The sequence below is a fragment of the Acetobacter senegalensis genome (assembly GCF_001499615.1).
Taxonomy (GTDB): domain Bacteria; phylum Pseudomonadota; class Alphaproteobacteria; order Acetobacterales; family Acetobacteraceae; genus Acetobacter; species Acetobacter senegalensis.
This window is the reverse complement of record NZ_LN606600.1, coordinates 3,543,468-3,563,048: the sequence shown is the minus strand read 5'-3', so window position 1 is coordinate 3,563,048 and position 19,581 is coordinate 3,543,468. Positions and strand designations below refer to the sequence as shown.

The 19,581-nt window shown below is 50.6% G+C and carries 9 protein-coding genes; 8 read left to right on the top strand and 1 reads right to left on the bottom strand.

All coding sequences use genetic code 11. The annotated features are described in order from the left end of the window. Positions 1-116: 116 nt before the first annotated feature. Positions 117-1,484: a DUF1800 domain-containing protein gene (locus ASN_RS16400; protein ID WP_231948290.1), complete on the top strand. Its 1,368-nt coding sequence runs from the start codon at positions 117-119 to the stop codon at positions 1,482-1,484. 4 nt (positions 1,485-1,488) lie between these two features. Beyond that, a complete protein-coding gene (locus ASN_RS16395) occupies positions 1,489-2,700 on the top strand; it encodes a DUF1501 domain-containing protein (protein ID WP_058988843.1) in 1,212 nt (403 codons plus the stop codon). A gap of 58 nt (positions 2,701-2,758) precedes the next feature. Here the strand turns inward: ASN_RS16395 and ASN_RS16390 are convergent, their stop codons facing one another. Next, on the bottom strand, positions 2,759-3,463 hold the full coding sequence (locus tag ASN_RS16390) for a GntR family transcriptional regulator (RefSeq protein WP_058988842.1): 705 nt from the start codon (positions 3,461-3,463) through the stop codon (positions 2,759-2,761). Positions 3,464-3,631: 168 nt separating this feature from the next. Here ASN_RS16390 and ASN_RS16385 point away from each other — a divergent pair, with 168 nt between their 5' ends. The 6 genes from ASN_RS16385 to ASN_RS16360 all read left to right on the top strand — a co-directional run bounded on the left by ASN_RS16385 (position 3,632) and on the right by ASN_RS16360 (position 19,402). After that, positions 3,632-4,384, top strand: coding sequence for an aspartate/glutamate racemase family protein (locus tag ASN_RS16385; RefSeq protein ID WP_050942244.1), 753 nt, complete (start codon positions 3,632-3,634; stop codon positions 4,382-4,384). A gap of 313 nt (positions 4,385-4,697) precedes the next feature. After that, a complete protein-coding gene (locus ASN_RS16380) occupies positions 4,698-6,995 on the top strand; it encodes a TonB-dependent receptor (protein WP_231948289.1) in 2,298 nt (765 codons plus the stop codon). Between the two features lie 63 nt (positions 6,996-7,058). Beyond that, positions 7,059-7,721 (top strand): cytosine permease, encoded by a 663-nt coding sequence (locus tag ASN_RS19060; RefSeq protein WP_082666745.1) that lies wholly within the window; start codon positions 7,059-7,061, stop codon positions 7,719-7,721. Further along, positions 7,609-8,960, top strand: a protein-coding gene (locus ASN_RS16370; protein ID WP_099048284.1) for an IS3 family transposase whose coding sequence is annotated in 2 segments (ribosomal slippage) — positions 7,609-7,945 and positions 7,945-8,960 — 1,353 coding nt in all. Because the reading frame shifts where the segments join, the coding sequence is not laid out codon by codon here. The genes ASN_RS19060 and ASN_RS16370 overlap by 113 nt, the downstream gene beginning before the upstream one ends. An 86-nt stretch (positions 8,961-9,046) precedes the next feature. Continuing rightward, positions 9,047-10,069: a cytosine permease gene (locus ASN_RS16365; RefSeq protein WP_058988840.1), complete on the top strand. Its 1,023-nt coding sequence runs from the start codon at positions 9,047-9,049 to the stop codon at positions 10,067-10,069. A gap of 768 nt (positions 10,070-10,837) precedes the next feature. After that, positions 10,838-19,402, top strand: coding sequence for a GH36-type glycosyl hydrolase domain-containing protein (locus tag ASN_RS16360; RefSeq protein ID WP_058988839.1), 8,565 nt, complete (start codon positions 10,838-10,840; stop codon positions 19,400-19,402). Positions 19,403-19,581: the final 179 nt, after the last annotated feature.

The following is a 19,581-nucleotide window of genomic DNA, read 5'->3' as shown; positions in this document are numbered from 1 at the left end:
TTCATTCAGAGGCTGAATCTCTCGCCAGCATCTTTATTGCACGCGCTGTCAGCCGTTGCCTCCAAAAGGTCATTCCTCTGTCTGCAACGTAATTGACACAAAATAGCTGTAATCACGTGTCTATTAACGAGATTACCAGCAATACCTCTCCCGGCAGTTCCGAAGAAGGAGAAGATGTGGTGTCTCTTGGAACCATAAACAGATTTGGTTTGGGGGCCAGCGGTCCGGAACAGCCGCTACTTTCCATAAAGGACTGGCTCGCCAGCCAACTGCATACGACTGACAAGGCTTCATTCACTGGTGTTGGCAGTTGTGCGGACGCCCTGATCATGTTGCGCACCCAACGCATGAACAAGATGCAAGGGGATCCGCTGATCAAACCAATCTTTCAGGCTGAAGTGACAACTCAACTCAATAACGTGCTGACCTCCCAGCAGCCGTTCCGTGAGCGGTTGGCATGGTTCTGGTTCAATCATTTTACAGTCAGTCTTCGTCAGGGCAGCACGCGCGGCATTGTTGGAGCTTATATGCGCGAAGCTATTCGGCCGCATATTACAGGGCGGTTCGTAGATATGCTCGTGGCTGTCATGCAGCACCCTGCGATGCTCATGTATCTTGATAATGCCTCATCCATTGGTCCGTCCAGCCCGGTGGGCAAGCATTATCATCGTGGATTGAACGAAAATCTGGCACGAGAATGTCTGGAACTGCACACTGTATCACCGGCGGCAGGATATACTCAGGCTGACGTCACCTCCTTCGCAGCTATTCTGACAGGGTGGACTGTGGACATGAAAGCTGACCGCCCCGGTTTTGCATTCCAGCCCGGCAAGCATGAGCCAGGAGAAAAAACCGTAATGGGACAGACTTTCCCTGAAGGAGAAGTTGGCGGATTACAGGCACTGCATTTCTTGGGAACGCACCCCTCAACGTATCGTCATATTGCAACAAAACTTGTGACGCATTTTATTTCCGATACTCCTTCTCCGCAGGATGTGAGCCATATTTCTGGGGTGTTGCATGATACGGGAGGCGATTTGACCATGGCTTCCGTGGCCTTGGCGGATCTTCCGGGGGCTCAAAGACCTCCAGGCAAGTTTCGTTCTCCCATGGATTATGCAACAGCAGTCATGCGCGCTCTTTCGCTCCAGGATATCTCCACGCAACCAGACGACCCGCATTCCTCGTCCCATACCCTCTTTTCTGCGTTCGCCGGTCTGGGGCAACCGCTGTGGACGGCACCTTTGCCTAATGGTTGGAGTGACCTTGCAACAGACTGGGCCGCTCCGGCCGACATGCTGGCGCGCACGGACTGGGCTTGGCGTATGGCAGCACATGTCCGATCGGAAGATCCAATGGACATTGCTCACGCAACGCTGGGTCCTGCGCTCCGTCAATCAACGGTTACGGCCATGCGTCAGGCGGGGGCTCGGCAGGATGCCTTGACACTGCTGTTTTCCTCCCCTGAATTTCAGAGGCGTTAACATCATGAAAATCCACCGTCGCACCGCGCTGCTAGGGTTGGCTGCCAGTTGGACACTTGGTAGCACTTCATTGGCTTTAGCCGGACAGACAGCCAACCTGAATGACCCGAGATTTATTGTTATTATTCTTCGTGGGGCACTGGACGGCATGGCTGCTGTAACGCCTTATGGAGACCCTTATCTCGCTTCCCATCGTAGCCCTTTGCTTCTTCCTGAACCCGGACAGGAACATGGGATGTTTGATCTGGGAGGATTTTATGGACTGCATCCTGCTTTGGCCGGAATGCACGAACTCTATACCCAAGGCCAGCTTCTTCCCATCCATGCGGTAGCAGGACATTACCGCAGTCGTTCTCATTTTGAAGCGCAGGATTACCTTGAAAGTGGCGCTGACGAACGAATGGCGAGCGGATGGCTTAACCGCGCGGTCATGGCTCTCTCACACTCCCAAACAAGTGGGCCGGACGGTTACGGCTTGGCAATGGGTCTGACGGTTCCCCTCCTTCTGCGTGGGAAAGCCCGGGTTGGAAGTTATGCTCCAGCAGGAAGCCATCACCCGGATGCAGACCTGTACAATCAGATTGCTGCTCTCAATGCAAATGACCCCCTAACAGGCCCCGCACTCCGAAGTGCCCTGAAAGCACGTGGGTTTTCTGAGGTTGTGGTAGGAACACGCTCGCATCAACCCCATGCGGGCAAAGGGCCAAAACTCGACACATTTACAACACTTGCCACAGCAGCGGGACAGATGATGGCAAACCAGAAAGGCCCTCGCATCGCTGCGCTGGAAATTGGAGGGTGGGATACACACGCCGGACAGGTCGGCCGACTTAACGGTCCGTTGGGGCAACTCGATAGAGGAATTGTTGCCCTTCGTGATAGTCTTGGCGCCGCTTGGAATCATACAGCGGTGCTTGCCATGACGGAGTTTGGCCGTACTGTTCGTATGAATGGAACAGGTGGTACCGATCATGGGACAGGAACAGTCGCCTTTGTTGCGGGAGGTTCGGTAGCAGGAGGACGGATCGGCGGCACATGGCCTGGTCTGAAACCGTCACAACTCTTTGAGAACCGGGATCTTGCTCCCACAACAGATCTTCGCGCGGTGGCAGCAGGTCTCCTCTGCGAACATATGAGGCTACCTGAACACCAGCTTGCCCAAATATTTCCGGGTGAACTCCCTACCCCGCTTTCGGGTCTTACCCGCGTAACATAGCTCCCTGCCGCGACCTGATGATTTGCTTGCGTCGTTCAGTTTTGGGCTCAAGATCAGTCTAACGCCGCAAAATTAACCCTAGTGACATAGTGGGGGGAGCTGGGGCTGAAAAATCCAGATTTTGTTCAATTTCCAGCAAATGTCTTGACATTAACCGGGCAGCTTCGGGCCATGTCCGCGCATTTACGGCAGACAATAACAAATCATGATCGGCTTTCAGACAACATGTGGCCTGCTGACGTTCGTAAATGGCTATGATCAGAGATGTCCGCAAAATTAATTCTGAAATGATATCGGCAATCACGGTGTTACCCAGGCCACGTGCCAATTCCAGATGAAACCGACCGGACCAACGGATCATTGCAACAGAATCATGGGCCGCGTGCGCGCGATGTTCTTCCTCAATGACCTGTTGCAAGAGATCCCTTTTCTCTTCCGTCAAGGGTTGGCAGGGGCGCTCCATGACACCTACCTCAATCATTCGACGCGCAGCCAAGACTTCTCGGGCTTCCACGGCGTCTGGTGACGCTACAAATGCGCCGCGTGATGGCTGAATAACAACAATACGTTCCCGCGCAAGCGCCAGTAGAACGCGACGGATACGCCCGCGAGACGACGCAAAAATCTCGGCCAACTGCTCTTCAGGCAATCGGCTTCCCGGCCCCAGCCTCCGCTCAAGAATAGCGTCACGTAGCGCCTGTGCCACAACGCTTTCTTCAGGAACCAACCCTTCTTCCTGCAACGTCACCCCACTCCCTAACATAATTTTCTTTCTCCCCAGTTTATAACCTCCCCCCCTAAACGCGTGCGGGTCAGTTTGCATTGTCAACGATAATTGTTAACAATGATTCGTCTTTTGCCTTCCGATTCATTTCTTCTTCCCGGGCGAGAAAGTTCCGGCCTTCCAATGACCAGATCAGAAACGGACCCCATGCGGCATCTTCTTATTCTTAATCCCAATACCGATACAAGCCTTACGCAAAAACTGGCCGTCCGCGCACGGGCACAGCTTCCCGGCAACACCTCTATCAGCAGCACAACAGCTTGTCTGGGCGCTTCCTATATCGCTTGTCGCGCTTCTTTGGCTATTGCGGCGCATGCCACACTTGATGCTTTTGCTCGTGAATATGAAAGAAATCCTGCCCTTGCCCAACCCGATACAACCGTGCTGATTGCCTGTTTCGGCGATCCAGGTCTTGCCGCCCTACAGGAAATTACCCAGTGTTCTGTTACAGGTATGGCGCATGCCTCTCTCCAGTCCTGCCGTAACAAAGGCGGCCGCACGGGCATTATTACAGGCGGAGATGCCTGGAAGCCGTTAATAGAAGAACTTGTCGCTACCACAAATTTTGGTCCCACTATAGCAGGTATCCGGACACTGCCTGAAAGCGGTGAACATGCCTCAAAATCCTTGGAGAAGACTGTTCAGGCTCTTCAGGAAAACGCACTTGATCTTATCCACCACGATCATGCCGATCACATTCTTGTGGCCGGCGCTGGTCTTGCCGGATTGGACAAAGTTCTTTCTTCCCGCATACCAGTGCCAGTTTACTGCTCATTTGCTGAGAGCATCGCATATATTGCGGCATCGTCCTTTGGGCACAAGGTCACAAAACAGGCTCCCCTGACAACAACAGGTCTTTCTGTTCCGCTGTCTCAATTTCTCCAGGGTCCCATCATCTAAGAGAAAAATTGTTAACATTGTTTGTTGACATATTTCGTCAACACTGTTCATTCTGTTAACGCAATATATGGAGTCCGGAACAACTTCCGGTGTTCATTTCTCCCACTCGCGCTTACCCCGCGCCGCAAGGATTTCCCGGATGCGTCGGCTCTTCCCCCGAAACAACACATTCCATGCGACCCTTCTGGCCAGCATCATGCTCTCTCCCATAGCCGAAAAATTTCTCTCGCCGCCCCTTACTGCAAAAGCCGCCACTACGCGCACTCCCCGCCACTCTTCTGCTGTAGGCGTAAGGGCTTCTTCCAAACCACATATGGCTGGGGCAAAATCCAGCAAACCTGTCAGAACATCACCTGAACTTATCGATGTAAGTGCTGCGGTTTCTCCTTCTGGGGTAACACGCCATGCTGCTGGCGGTGGCCTGATCCGATTACAGACCGCTCCTAAGGCGCGTAGCACTGTCTCACAGGACTACATCGCCAAACAGGCACCTGCTCAGAACGCTTACAACTTTGCTAAGATGATGCCCGGAGTTGTCGTCGCCAACACAGATCCGGCCGGACACGAAAAATCCGCCCTCTCCATGCGGGGTCTCACGCAGGACGAAATTGCCAATACCTATAATGGTATGCCTCTTTCCAGTGTGGGCGGTTATAATCTTGATCTTGCGTGGATTGTGGATAGTGAAAATATTGGCACCGTTTCCGCCCAGCCAGGTTCATCCAACCTCGATACAGCCGCCATTAATGGGTCTGGAGGCATGTTCACGCTAACCACCCGTGATCCGTCCAGGAAATTTGGTGGGCTTGTGGATTTTGGTGCTGGATCACGTGACTACACACGCCAGTTTGTTCGCATTGACACTGGTGAGTGGGGCCATTCCGGTATTCGCTCTTTTATTTCCGCCTCAAACCAGCATGATTCTTTTTATCGCGGCCCTGGTCAGGAAAGTTTTCAACATCTCGACTTTCATATTCTGAAAGAGTGGGATTCAGACAACAGAATCTCTCTTATTGGTGGTTTCATGCGCGGCCTCGCGGGGAATGAGCCCTATTGGAGCACCACCATGGCAAACTGGCACAAGCAGGGATGGGGAAACCAGCTTGCGCGATATTATAATCCCAATGAGCAGAACACGGACTATTGGAAGCAGAACTGGCTCCATTCACGCACATACAATATTCTTGCGCCCTCAAAATTCAGGGTCGGAAAAGTCAGATTCGAAGTTACGCCTTACACAGCTTATAATTATAAAGTGTACGGTGCAGGAACAGATCTTGGGAACACGGTCTATTATGGTAATCAGCAAATTACCGCCATGGTTATTCCGGGTCAGTTGCCTGGTACAAATTCGGGCAATGCAGAATCTTATTCAAGCCTGAATGAAATGCGTGGCGGCGTTGTTACCAAAGCAACGCTGGATCTTGGTGCTAACCATCCCTATTTTGGTTACTGGTTTGATTATGATAACTCCACATCACTCACCGGTTATACTGGTGTTAACAGCGATGGCTCTCCCACCACGCCTTGGGGATGGTCAAGTAAAACTCTGAAAATGCCCAATGGTCAGAATTATTATACCGCAAATTATAGCGATATAACGACCACACGCGCTCTTTTCGCAGGGGACACACTTAAACTATTTCATGATAAACTTGTTATAGATGGTGGTATGCGTGTCACAATGATTAATCGGAATGCGACACAGCGCCTGCCCGGCTTGCCTTACAAGATTGGTCTTAACGAACTTCAATTGTTGCCGCAACTTGGCGGACACTACCAGATCAATCGCAACTGGCAGGTTTTTGCCGGAGTGGCCACCGGAGCTAAAGCTCCGCCCGATAGCTATCTGCTGACAACCCTGAATCCCAACACTGGAGCCTACGCTTCCAAAGGGAGTAATTCTGTCAAAGAAGAATATTCCATATCTGAAGAGGCCGGTGTCAGATATAACGACTCACTCTTTGTCGGGTCTCTTACTTATTTCCACTATAATTTTACAAACAGGCAGATTTCAACTTACGGTTATCTTGGTAATCAGCAGATTGCGGAAAATATCAATGCTGGTGGCCAGACCAGTGACGGGGTGGATGTTGAGCTTGGCACCCGTCCCTTTTATCATTTTCGTCCTTACGTCTCCGCACAGTATCTCCACTCCGTCATCAACAATAATATTCGTGTTGGCAATGACTACCTTCCAACAAAAGGGAAAACATCCACCAATGCACCGAAATGGACGACCTCCCTTGGCATAGACTGGGATAACGGAACATTTTTCTGGAATTTCAACCTCACTTATTTTTCTCGCCAATATTCCACTTTCATGAATGACGAATATTTGCCCAAACTTGTGACTGAAAACCTGACACTTGGCGCACGCCTTAAGAAAGATACGTGGCTTGGGCGTCAGCTTTCTTTCATGAAATCTCCAGAAATTATGCTTTGGGTCAACAACCTTGCCAACGTGAAATCTTATTCTGCAATCAACAGCGTAAAACTTAATGCACATACGACACGCGGCATTTTTGGATCTGAAATCAGCGGCAGCGCTCCCACTTACAATACCCTGAGTCATTTTTATGCTATCGTAACGTTCCGTACTGGTTTCTGATGTGACGCGGGACAGTTCTGGCATAACTGTCCCGCTTTTTTTCCTGGCTGGAGAAACTTCCTGATGTCTGAGCCCGCTTCGTTTTCTCACAGCAGGCACGTTGAACTTAATGCAAGCCTTTCCAATAGCGCACTTCTCCCGACAACGGAGAGAACCTGGTCGTGGTTTGATTATCTCTCTTTCTGGATGTCTGATGTTCACAGCGTTGGTACATATGTGACACTTGGTAACCTGTTTGCCAGTGATCTACCGGGAATGGCCGTTGCCATTGGGCTTCTTGTTGGCATTCTCCTGGTGCAGATACTCTGTAATCTTGTCGCTGTTCCCAGTCAGCAAACAGGTGCGCCTTTCCCAGTTATCTGCCGTGCCTCTTTTGGGGTTAAGGGGGCTCTTATTCCGGCTTTCGTACGCGGTGTTATCGCAGTTTGCTGGTATGGCATCCAAACGTGGCTGGCCTCAAACGCGCTCGTCGTCCTTATTCTGAAATGCGCTCCCGCTCTCTCCTCTTGGGCTGATATTGGCCAACATGTCCGCCGTCAGGATCTATGGGACGAAATTGGTGAATTGAATAATGGAGGATTTCTGGCTCATCGTAACGACGAAGGAGTGAAGTATGAGCCAGAAATCCTTGCCGGAGACGACATCGGGGGAACGGTTGATCCGCGATATCCGCCGGGCGACGCGTCGGCAGTATTCGGCGGAAGAGAAGATCCGCATTGTGCTTGATGGCCTGCGGGGCGAGAGCAGCATAGCTGAGCTGTGCCGCCGTGAAGGTATTGCCGAAAGCCTGTATTATTCCTGGTCGAAGGAGTTTCTTGAAGCCGGGAAGAAACGACTTGCGGGCGATACGGCGCGTAACGCCACAACCAGTGAAGTCCGTCATCTGCGTGACGAGGCGCGGGCCCTGAAAGAGGTCGTGGCCGAGCAGACACTGGAACTGCGCCTGCTTAAAAAAAGCATGATCGGGGCTGGGGGAGACCCCGCATGAGATATATGGCTTCGGAAAAGCTCGAGATCATCCGCCTTGTCGAGCAATCAGCCCTGCCGGTTCGGCAGGTTCTCGGCAAGATTGGTATCCCGCGTTCAACCTTTCACCGCTGGTGCGATCTCTATCGGACGGGCGGCCCGGAAGCCCTGGCGGACAAACCCTCTGGACCCAATCGGATATGGAACCGCATCGCGGACGATATCCGTGCACAGATCATTGATCTGGCGCTGGAGACGCCGGAACTGTCGCCTCGTGAAATTGCCGTGCGGTTCACCGACGAGCAGGGCTATTTCGTCTCGGAAGCCTCGGTCTATCGCCTGCTCAAGGCCCATGACCTGATCACCAGTCCGAAATTCATCGTCATCAAGGCGGCGGAGAGCTTCCATACAAAAACAACAGCGCCGAACCAGCTCTGGCAGACGGATTTCACCTATCTCAAGGTTATCGGATGGGGATGGTTCTATCTGTCGACCATCCTTGATGATTTCTCACGCTACATCATCGCCTGGAAGTTGTGCACGACCATGGCCGCATCCGATGTGACGCAAACGCTGGAACTCGCCTTGCAGGCATCAGGGCTTCATCAAGCCACGGTCAGACACCGGCCGCGACTGCTCTCCGATAACGGCCCCTGTTATGTTGCTGACGAACTCGCGAAATGGCTAAATCAGAACAGCATCGATCATGTGCGTGGCGCTCCCAACCATCCCCAGACACAGGGGAAGATCGAACGTTGGCACCAGACGCTCAAGAACCGCGTGCTTCTTGAGCATTATTATCTGCCTGGAGATCTCGAAAGCCAGATCGAGGCATTCGTCGAAAACTATAATCAGCGCCGCTATCACGAGAGCCTCAACAATCTCACGCCGGCAGATGTCTGGTTCGGACGGGGGCAGACAATCCTGCTCGAACGTGAGCGCATCAAAAGAGCTACCATCCAGAAACGACGCTTGCTTCATCAGCAGCGTGCCGCCTAAACATCATAATCAGATGGGCCAGACCCTCCGTTATTTCACACCATCCATAGTCCCAAATCTTTCGACGACGGACAGGCCAACATAGTTTGGCGGGCCTGTCTGCACTTGGCTGGCTCGCTTTTCTGGCCCTTTGGTTACTTCAGGCTGCCGTCTTCTGGCGTGGTATAGAGTCTATAAAACATTTTACGGAATGGGCCGGTCCCCTTATTTATGTTGTTATGCTTGCATTGGATTTATATCTTCTGCAACGTGTTGGTTTTATTCACGGCTTACATGCCATCAAGCAAAGCCTTAGCTTTACCAGCGTGGAGACATCCTCCCGAGGTGCTTTTTCCGCTTTTATCATGACGATAACCCTTACTATTTCTTATTTTTCGGCTCCCATGCTTAATTTTGGTGACTTCGCACGTTACGCAAAAAATATAAAGGATATCCGACGTGGTAATTTCTGGGGGTTACCAGTCAATTTTCTGGCTTTTACGGCTCTTACGCTTTCCACAATCGCGTTGACTGTGCCCGCATTTGGCGTTCGGATTACAGATCCGGTTGAAACAGTTTCTAAAACTGATAATGTGACCGTTATCATTATTGCGATACTTGCTTTTATGATTGCAACGGCTGGTATTAATGTAGTGGTGAATTTTGTCTCTGCTTCTTTTGATTTTTCAAATCTTGCGCCTGAAAAAATCAGTTGGCGAGCAGCTGGACTATTGGCTGCATTTCTCTCGGTTTTTATAACGCCTTGGAATTTATACAATAGTCCTGCCGCTATGCATTTCACTTTGGACTTTCTGGCCAGTCTAATTGGCCCATTTTATGGAATTATTATAGCTGATTACTTTATTGTGAGCGACAGATCAATTTCGGTGCCAGATCTATATTCTCTTTCTCCTAAAGGGCTTTATTGGTACGAAAATGGCATAAACCGCTCTACGGTCCTGACGCTCTGCTTGTCAGCAAGTCTTGCAAATGCTTCCGGGTTTCTTCCTATCTTGGCAGATTTCCCTGGCATTTCGTGGTTTGTTGGATGCGTTGCAGCTATCCTGCTTTATCCATGGCTTAGTTCGGAAAACCCTGAGACCACCCAGAAAGCGAAATATCGTTCCTGAGCATGGGAGCGCATTCGTCATCTGATCGAGAGCCCATAAAGGTAATCTGGTGCAACCGCACTTCATCAGAGCTGGCATGTATAGAGCAACTCTTCCGTATGGATGTGGGCCACACACTCATTCGGCCCCACCCGGAAAACCATCTCGAGGGTCGCCCCCCCCCTTTTTTATCGCCTTAAAATCTTAACTTATTGATATTGATTGCTAAAAAGTCGAATAAGGTTTTCCTAACCATTGACCTCACGATGGCTGGCATTGATCAGATAATTCACGCGTTTGTTTGGCCGCAATATATACTGCGTAGACCATACACGCCTTGAGCGTCATGATCAGATCAAACGAATTATGAGTTTCTTTTTTCTGGTCAGCCTAAAACGTGGAACAATATGTCTTCCCGCACGTTATAAGCGCCATTAGACCCTTTGTCCCCAATTACAATCAGCCTCTGATTTTCCTCTAAAACCCAAGATTTTTTGTTCTTCTGTGATGCTATGTGATCAGGGAGGAAGCACTGTGAAACTTCAGCCTGTTAGGAGCAAAATTGTCTTCGGCACAGTTGCTGATAAACACTCCTTCTTGGAAAGGACAATTACCGTTATAATAAATAAATCTTTTGATTAGGACCACATTATTCCTTTTGAAGGTTATTTTCTAATACAGGTTTCTGCGAAGTAAAAAAATATTACGAAACAGGTAAATAAATAATTTTTTGAAAACAAAAACAAGAAAAACAGTTCATTTTCCACATAAATAGGACGGAGTAACGGCATGGATGCTTCTAAGGCTTCCCTTGAGCAAGAAGGGCCTACTGCCGGCTACTCCAATACCTCCTTATGGAGGCGTATGTTCAGATTGAACATGCCGGAGTATTGGCAAGATGATTGCAAGCCTATTAAAAGTGAAATCTTCGGCATCGAGCGTCTTGAGGCTCATGCTCGTAGCTTGGCTACCGCCCAGACGATTGCTCACAAAGCCAGCGCAAGCAGCCACCCCTTAAAACATCGTCTTGCTGAAAATGGGGTATTCCTCCGTAAAACAGATCTTGCCATTACTGAAGCCTTGCAAGCAGGAAAGCAACTTACGCCCGCCGCACAATGGCTTGCCGACAATTATGCGCTTATTGACATGCAGATCAGGGAAACAAGCCTTGATCTGTCGCCTGCCTACTATGCGCGCCTCCCTAAATTGGCGAGTGGGCCCTTTGAGGGTCTTCCACGCGTGTTTGGTGTCACATGGGCCCTTATCGCGCATACAGACAGCCACTTACAACCTGATATCTTATGTCGTTATCTTTTGGCTTATCAAAGTGTTTCGCCTCTTACAGTTGGAGAGCTTTGGGCTGTTCCTATTACATTACGTATTGTTCTGATTGAAAATCTGCGCCGCACGGCGCATGCCATTATAGAAAATAATAACAGCCGCCGCGCTGCGGATAGTCTTGCTGACACACTGGAGGACACTCGCAAAGAAAAGAAACCAGATATTCAGAAGGTTCTTGCTTCCATTGACCCTGTAACGCTCACACCAGCTTTTGTCGCACGCCTTGTTCACCGTTCAAGGAGGCTGGATGCAGAAAAAGACCCGGTTCTCGTCTGGCTTGGGCAACGTCTGGCCGATAAAAAAAGCAGTATAGAAGATACTGTTCGGGATGATTTACAGGAACAAGGGGCTTTCAACGCAACAATTCGCAATATTATAACCAGTCTGAGGATGATTGCTGGGCAGGACTGGTCAGAGATCTTTGAACAGGTGTGCCTGATTGATAAGGCGTTTGCAGACTACCCAAGCTTTACGGAATCCGATTTTGCAAGCCGGGATCTTTACCGAAAAGCCATTGAAGATCTGGCGCTCGGTAGCAAGGAATCAGAACTTGATATTGCGTATCGTGCAATTGCGTTAGCAAAGAAAGCACAGTCAACAAATCCGGCTGACCCTCGCAGAAGTGACCCTGGCTATTATCTTCTTATGGAAGAACGTTTTATCCTTGAAGAAGAAATCGGATTTCGTTCTCCTCTTTCCAGAAAGCTTGTGCGCAATTTTTGCCGCCATGGAATTACAGGCTACAGTATTGCTGTTTTCCTGCTCTCCTTCTTTTTTCTCAGTATCCCCATCTCCATTTCGGAAGGTCAGTATTCTCCTCCCCTCTGGTTAGCTGTTATTATAATATGTGCCAGTATTCCTACATCGGAAGCAGCCATAGCCTGTATTAATAGGCTGGCTCTTCGGGCAGTAAAAGTCACCATGCTGCCGGGCCTTGAACTGTTGCAAGGCGTGCCAAGCCATTTGCGGACTATAGTGGTCATTCCAGTTCTTCTGACAAATGAAAGAACTATCAAGGAACTTCTGGCAAGACTGGAAATGCATTATTTGGCCACTCATGACAAAAGTGTTCATTTTGCACTCCTGTCAGACTGGAAAGATTCTGATGATGAGCATGCTCCAGACGATGACGTGCTTCTGCAACAGGCTGCTGACGGCATAAAGCTGTTCAATCAGCGTTTTGGCTCTTGTGAGAGCGGCGACAGATTTTTGCTTCTTCATCGTCGTCGTATCTGGAGCGAAAGCGAAGGCGTCTGGATGGGGTGGGAACGCAAGCGCGGAAAACTTCATGAACTCAACCGCCTTCTCCGTGGTGCAACAGACACCACGTTTCTTGAAGACCCTTACCGTCATATACCGCAGGGTGTACGCTACGTCATCACGCTGGATGCAGATACACGCCTGCCGCTGGAAACGGTTAGGCGACTGGTCGGGAAAATTGCCCACCCGCTTAACGTCGCCCAGTTTAACCCGGAAACAAGGCGTGTGGAAAAAGGCTACGCTATTCTGCAACCGCGTGTGACCCCATCCTTACCGGTCGGACATCAGAGCACATTATTCCAAAAAATTTATTCTACATCCAGCGGAATTGACGCTTATTCTGCTGCTATATCAGATCTTTATCAGGATATGTTTGGAGAAGGATCCTACGCAGGAAAAGGCATTTATGACATTGATGCCTTTGAAGCAGCACTGGCGGGACGTGTGCCTGAAGCCTCCCTGCTGAGCCACGATCTATTTGAAGGTATTTTTGCACGGGCTGGACTGGCTTCTGATATAGAGGTTGTGGAAGAATTTCCAACGGATTACTTGGTTTCCTCTCAACGCCTTCATCGCTGGACGCGCGGAGACTGGCAACTTCTTCCGTGGATCATCTCAGGTACAGCCAAAACAACCCACCCGCATGACCGTCTGTCCGGGATTGCACGCTGGAAGATGCTTGATAATCTGCGCCGAACTCTTTGGGCTCCTTTTACGCTTCTCACACTGCTCGCATGCTGGTTCCTTCTTCCTGAAAATGCAGCCATCTGGACGCTTTTTGTTCTTGTAATGGCCGGTCTCCCTGCGTTCCTGCCGGTATTGCCCTACATTTTCCCTAGGCGGGAATGGATCACACTTCGTAGTTATCTCAGCGTCATTGCGTCTCATGCAGCGAATGCTGGCATCATGACTGCGCTTAACCTGACTTTTATGGCTCATCAGGCTTTTCTGATGGCTGATGCGATAAGCCGTACACTTGTACGCGTGTTCATAACACGCCGTTTCCTGTTGCAATGGGTTCCAGCAGCTCAAACCGTTAGCCTACTGGAAGCCGGCATGAAGGACTATTACATCCGGATGCTTCCTGCGCCGGTTTTTGCAGGTTTGATAACAGCCTACGTTGCATGGTCCGAACCTGAGACGTTGCTTTTATCCGGTCCTCTGGCGGTATTGTGGGGTCTATCGCCTGCGCTTGCCTTATGGACCAGTCGTTCTCCAATCATTCCCTCCCAGTCTCGTCCATCCAGAACAGACATCAGGACCTTACGCCTTGCAGCACGTCGGACGTGGTTTTTTTTCGAAACGTTTGTAACGCCATCTGACAATATGTTGCCGCCAGACAACTTTCAGGAAGATCCAAGCCCCGTTCTTGCCCGACGCACTTCTCCTACCAATATTGGCCTCTATCTTCTGTGCACCATCAGCGCACGAGACTTTGGGTGGTGTGGCCTGCAGGAGACTGTTGAGCGACTGGAAGCGACCCTGAAAACAGTTGAAAAACTACAGAAATATCGCGGTCATTTATATAACTGGTATGATACGGAAACCCTTTCTCCCCTAAATCCGCTTTATGTCTCCACAGTTGATAGCGGTAATCTGGCTGGCCATCTTATAACTGTTGCCAGCACATGCCGGGAATGGTTGACCCAAACACCCCCCAATGACGACTGGCGGGCGGGGCTCTCTGATGCCATTACAATCGCCATTATGGAAATAACTTTCCGAAACGGAGAGCGCCTGCCGCTTACCAAACAGCAGCGTGTTCTTCTTCGATCTCTTGGAAAACTGAAAAGTGATGTTTTATCTGCTCCTAAAGATAAAACAGATCGTTCTTTGGCCTCTCTTATCAAACGGGCTGAAACGATTGCCACGCATGCAGCACATCTGTTTCCAGCAGCTAAAAATATGGCTGAAATATCGTCCCCAGACCCTTTATTCTGGGCTACCACTCCCTTGCGTGCTTTGGAAAGTCATCTTCGTGATCTCAGTCCCTCTATGCAGGCAGGGCTATCGAGGCGCCTGCAGGCTCTGGAGCACCAAGCCCGTCAACTGGCTGACGATATGGATTTCAGTTTCCTGAGAGATTCTTCCCGAAAACTGCTCTCCATAGGCTTTCTGGTTCCGGAAGACGCTATGGATAGCAATTGTTATGATCTTCTGGCTTCCGAGGCACGATTGGCTGTCTATTTTGCCATTGCCAAAGGCGATGTCCCCGCAAGGGACTGGTTTCGGTTGGGGCGAGCCATTACGCCTTCTGGCAGCGGGGCAGCCCTTATATCCTGGTCCGGCTCTATGTTTGAATATCTCATGCCCTCATTGGTCATGCGCGCTCCCATAGGTAGCCTTCTACAGGAAACCAATGCGCTGATTGTTCAACGTCAGATTGCTTACGGACAAAGCAGGAATATTCCGTGGGGTATTTCTGAATCGGCGTATAACGTGCGTGATCTTGAATACACCTATCAGTATTCAAATTTTGGCGTGCCCGGACTAGGTCTGAAGCGCGGTCTTGCACAGGATATGGTTGTCGCCCCTTATGCCACCATGCTGGCTGCTATGATTGATCCGCAGAAAGCCGTGGCCAACCTCATCATTCTGGAAAAAATCGGTGCACGCGGTCGATACGGATTTTATGAAGCGTTGGATTATACTCCTGAGCGTGTTCCGGAAGATCAGACAGTTGCGATTGTTCACGCTTACATGGCGCACCATCAAGGAATGTCCATTCTCGCCGTTGCCGATACCGTCCTGAACGGCATCATGAGAGCACGTTTTCATGATGATCCTGTCATTGCATCTGCAGAATTGCTTCTGCAGGAGCGTGCACCTGACAAGGGTGCGGTTGCCCGCCCTTTACCTACCGAACAAGCTCTTCCGCCTGTCCCTTCGAATACGGCTGCGCGTGCCGGCCGCTATTATGACACAGCTTACACGCAGGAGCCTGTTACACACCTTCTTTCAAACGGACGATACACCGTTATGCTGACATCTGCCGGTTCTGGCTACAGCAACTGGCAAGGGCAAATGCTAACCCGTTGGAGAGAAGACCGAACTCTCGATCATTACGGGGCCTATTTTTATCTGAAAAATCTAAAGACAGGCTATATTTGGTCATCTGGTATCCAGCCTTGCGGCACGATACCAGATGACTATCTTGTCGCGTTTCATGAGGACCGTGCAGAATTTTCACGCCGGGATGGCTTTATGACAACCACGCTGGATATCATGGTTTCAGCGGAGGATGATGCTGAGGTCCGGCACCTCACGCTTTCCAATACGGGTCATGAGACAGTGGAAATCGATATCACATCGTATGCTGAGTTGGCTCTACTCTCTCAGGATGCGGATCTTGCTCATCCCGCCTTTACGAAACTGTTCGTGCAGACTGAATATCTGCCCGAAACCAAAGCCCTTATTGCGACGCGCAGACGGCGAAGCCCGGATGAGCCGGAAATTTGGGTCGCACATCTGGTTGTCTCCAAGCTTGCTGTCAGTATGGAAACAGACCGTGCAGCCTTTATTGGTCGAGGCCGTACCCTTCGTTCACCTGCTGCCATGACAGGGAAAAATGCTTTGTCCGGGCGGACAGGCACCGTTCTTGATGCGTCTTTTTCTCTTCGCTGCCGGGCAACACTTAAACCTGGGAGCACAACCCGGATTTCTTTCTGGACGATGGCCGCCTCATCACGCGAAAAGCTTCTTGACCTGATAGATACGCACAAGGACGCTGCCGCTCTTGACCGTGTAAGGACACTTGCCTGGACACAGGCACAAATCCAGTTAAGGCATCTCGATATTACCCCCCCTGAGGCAGATCTGTTTCAACGTCTGGCTGCGCATGTTCTCTTCTCTGGTTCTTCCTTGCGGGCTCCTTCCGAAAAAATCAGGCTCGGCGCCGGTCCGCAGAAGGCGTTGTGGGAACATGGCATTTCAGGTGATCTTCCTCTTGTTGTTCTAAGTGTGAAGGAAAATTCAGATACAGATATTGTTCGTCAGATCCTGCTGGCACATGAATATTTCCGCCTGAAACAACTGGCTATTGATCTTGTTATTCTAAACGATCATCCGTCTTCTTATATGCAAGATCTTCAGACCTCGCTGGAAAATCTGGTGCGTTCTCTTCCTAAAGCGGCAACAGGCGGTGGCTCTGTTCGCATTTTGCGAACCAACCTTCTTGCTCCAAGTGCCTTGGCCTTGCTATTGTCTGTCGCCCGCGTTGTTTTAAAAGCAAGGGATAGTCTTGCAGAACAGCTTGATCTGGCTGAATCCCTAGCCGCTCAAATCCCGCCATCCTTTCTACCCAGTTCGTCTTCCACTCCGGAAGTATTTGATATTCCGAGTATTCCTGAATTGGAATTCTTCAATGGATACGGCGGGTTTGCAGACAATGGTAAGGCCTACGTTGTGGTGATGGCACCAGGAAAAACGACGCCTGCTCCTTGGATTAATGTCATCGCCAACGAGAACTTTGGTTTTCAGGCAACGGCAGAGGGAAGTGGCCATACATGGGCACTCAACAGCCGGGAACATCAGATCACACCTTGGTCCAATGACCCGGTGAGCAACCCGCCTGGAGAGGTTTTCTACCTTCGTGATGAAGAAACGCGTACCCTCTGGTGTCTGACTGCGGCCACGCGACGAGATGCCGCAGCGACTTATGTCACCCATCATGGCCGAGGCTATACCCGGTATGAGCGGATAGCCCACGGTATTGCCTGCACCTTGCTGCAATATGTCCCGACAATAGATCCTATAAAGCTCTCGCGCATTCAACTTCATAACCTTTCCGGACATCCCCGCACCTTGTCCATAACAAGCTATGTGGAATGGGTGCTGGGGAGTTCCCGCACGAAAGCTGCATCTTTCATAACAACGGAAACTGACCCTGAAACGGGGGCGCTTTTTGCGAGAAACCGTTGGGATGACACGTATGGAACCCGCGTGGCGTTCGCCGATCTTGGTAGCTACGTCACAACAATCGCAGGTGATCGGACTGGTTTTATTGGGCGTAATGGCTCACTGGACAACCCCAGAGCCTTTACGCATCCAGATGGCTTGCAAAGCGTGACAGGAGCAGGGCTTGATCCATGTGGTATCGCGCAAACCCTTGTGACTCTTCCTGCAAATGGCCGGGTGGAAATTGTCTTTCTTCTGGGGGAAGCTGCGGATGAGACCGAAGCTAGAAATCTGATCACCCAGTATCGTAATGCAGATCTTGATGTCGTTCTTCAAACGGTTACGGAAAAATGGAACACAATATGCCATGCCGTTCAGGTTAGAACGCCTGATAGAAGCATGGATATCATGCTGAATGGCTGGCTTTTGTATCAGACCCTCTCCAGCCGCGTCTTGGCTCGCGCAGGGTTTTATCAAGCGAGTGGAGCCTTTGGCTTCCGCGATCAGCTTCAGGACGGAATGGCGCTTGCCTTATCCTCTCCAGCACTTGTTCGGACCCATCTTCTCCGTGCTGCATCCCGTCAGTTCGCTGAAGGAGATGTTCAACACTGGTGGCTTCCCCAAACCGGCGCAGGCGTGCGCACCCATATTTCCGATGACTGCACCTGGCTTGCCTGCACTGTTGCCCATTACGTTGTGACCACAGGGGAGACCGCAGTTCTGGACGAAACGGTCGGCTTCCTTGAAGCCCCTCTTCTCCCCCTGACAGAACATGACCACTTTATGGTTCCTGCCCTCTCTTCTGAAAAAGCCACGTTGTTCGAGCATTGTGCCCGGGCACTTGATCACAGCCTTTCCGTTGGCACGCACGGACTGCCGTTGATGGGCACCGGGGACTGGAACGACGGCATGAACAGGGTGGGAGAACAGGGCCGTGGAGAAAGTGTCTGGCTTGGCTGGTTTCTTTACAGCACGCTCAAGACGTTTATCCCTCTTGCTCTTGAACGCCATGATACCGTACGCGCCACACGATGGCAGAACCACACGGAAAAACTCGCCTGTGCCTTGGAACGCGCATGGGATGGAGACTGGTATATCCGTGCCTACTTTGATGACGGCACCCCTCTCGGTTCTCATAACAACACGGAATGCCAGATTGATGCCATTTCACAATCGTGGGCTGTTCTGTCCGGCGCGGCCTCTCCAGAACGGGCGCACCACGCCATCCACTCCGCCCTTCAGCGTCTCGTTCGCCCGGATGACGGACTGATCCTCGTTCTCACGCCCCCCTTTGATAAAGCGACACCCGACCCAGGTTACATCCGGGGCTATCCGCCTGGTGTGCGGGAAAATGGTGGTCAGTATACGCATGCAGCCCTCTGGACTGTCATGGCCATTGCCGCGTTGGGAGACGGTAATCAGGCCCACGCCCTGTTCAGCATGATTAATCCCATCCACCACAGCCTCACGCAGGAGCAGTCTGACCGTTACAAACTGGAACCTTATGTTGTTGCGGCGGATATCTATTCTGAGCCCCCGCACAATGGACGAGGTGGTTGGTCATGGTACACCGGATCAGCAGGATGGATGCAGCGCGTAGGAATTGAATCCATTCTTGGTATTCGTATTGAAGGTGAAAAACTTTTAATCACCCCCTGTATTCCCAGGGAATGGCCTGAATTTGAGGTGACACTCCGCTGGCGAAGTGCTCAGTATAAACTCCTAATCAAAAACCCTAACGGAGTAAGCTACAACACACCTCGCTCCATTGTGGTGGACGATGTTTTGCTGGAAAATACAAATACCATTCTCCTGCGCGATGACGGGGTATTACATCTGGTTACCATTACTCTTTGAAAGATAATTGAGATTCTCTTCCATGATCTATCATTCCGAGCTTTGGAAATCGCATAGAGTTTTTTACTCTCCTTACTCATGTTGAATGAGGTGCGTGCAAGCACCCACCTGCTGCGACAAGCCTAACGTGTGGACCGGAGAGTAACATTACTTGAAAAAGTAGCAATCATTGCCGAAGC

Bases quoted from the DNA above. Each gene is read 5' to 3' on its own strand.
- ASN_RS16360 (WP_058988839.1), top strand. From the start codon at position 10,838: ATGGATGCTTCTAAGGCTTCCCTTGAGCAAGAAGGGCCTACTGCCGGC.
- ASN_RS19060 (WP_082666745.1), top strand. From the start codon at position 7,059: ATGTCTGAGCCCGCTTCGTTTTCTCACAGCAGGCACGTTGAACTTAAT.
- ASN_RS16385 (WP_050942244.1), top strand. From the start codon at position 3,632: ATGCGGCATCTTCTTATTCTTAATCCCAATACCGATACAAGCCTTACG.
- ASN_RS16395 (WP_058988843.1), top strand. From the start codon at position 1,489: ATGAAAATCCACCGTCGCACCGCGCTGCTAGGGTTGGCTGCCAGTTGG.
- ASN_RS16380 (WP_231948289.1), top strand. From the start codon at position 4,698: ATGGCTGGGGCAAAATCCAGCAAACCTGTCAGAACATCACCTGAACTT.
- ASN_RS16390 (WP_058988842.1), bottom strand. From the start codon at position 3,463: ATGTTAGGGAGTGGGGTGACGTTGCAGGAAGAAGGGTTGGTTCCTGAA.